We start from the raw sequence: 1,016 nt of genomic DNA on the forward strand, positions 1-1,016 counted from the left end.
CAGGCGCTGGGACAGGATGATCGCGTCTTCGTAGTTGTGACCCTCCCACGGCATGAACGCCACCAGCAGGTTCTTGCCGAGCGCCATCTCACCGTTGTCGGTGCACGGCCCGTCGGCGATGACCTGGCCCGCTTCGAGCCGGTCGCCCTCGGCGACGATGGGCTTCTGGTTGAAGGAAGTGCCCTGGTTCGAGTGCTTGAACGTGGCCAGCCGGTACGTCGTGCTCGTGCCGTCGTCGTTGACGGTCGTCACGTAGTCGGCGCTGACCTCCTCCACCAGGCCCGCCTTGGCGGCGATGACCAGATCACCCGTGTCCGTGGCCGCCCGGTACTCCATGCCGGTGCCCACCAGCGGCGCCTCGCTCCTGAGCAGCGGCACCGCCTGACGCATCATGTTCGCGCCCATCAGCGCCCGGTTGGCGTCGTCGTGTTCCAGGAACGGGATCATCGCCGTCGCCACGGACACCATCTGGCGCGGCGACACGTCCATGTAGTGCACCTCGGACGAGCGCACGTACTCGAACTCGCCGCCCTTGGTGCGCACCAGCACCCGCCGCTCGGCGAACGCGCCGTCGGGCGACAGAGGGGAGTTCGCCTGCGCGATGACGTACAGGTCCTCCTCGTCGGCGGTCAGGTAGTCGATCTGTTCGGTGACCCTGCCGTCGACGACCTTGCGGTACGGCGTCTCGACGAAGCCGAAGGCGTTCAGCCGGGCGAAACACGCGAGGTAGCCGATCAGGCCGATGTTCGGGCCTTCCGGGGTCTCGATCGGGCACATCCGGCCGTAGTGGGACGGATGCACGTCACGCATCTCCACGCCCGCCCGCTCCCGGGACAGGCCGCCGGGGCCGACGGCCGACAGCCGCCGCCGGTTCGTCAGGCCGGCCAGTGGGTTGGTCTGGTCCATGAACTGCGACAGCTGCGAGGTGCCGAAGAACTCCTTGATCGACGCCACCACCGGGCGGATGTTGATCAGGGTCTGCGGCGTGATCGCCTCGACGTCCTGCGTGGTCATGC

1 pseudogene is annotated in these 1,016 nt (G+C 67.9%); it reads right to left on the bottom strand.

What is annotated here, in order from left to right:
* Window positions 1–1,016, bottom strand: a pseudogene (locus HII36_RS55480) (DNA-directed RNA polymerase subunit beta); the annotation flags it as partial.

This window comes from Nonomuraea antri, assembly GCF_013283785.1.
GTDB lineage: Bacteria > Actinomycetota > Actinomycetes > Streptosporangiales > Streptosporangiaceae > Nonomuraea > Nonomuraea antri.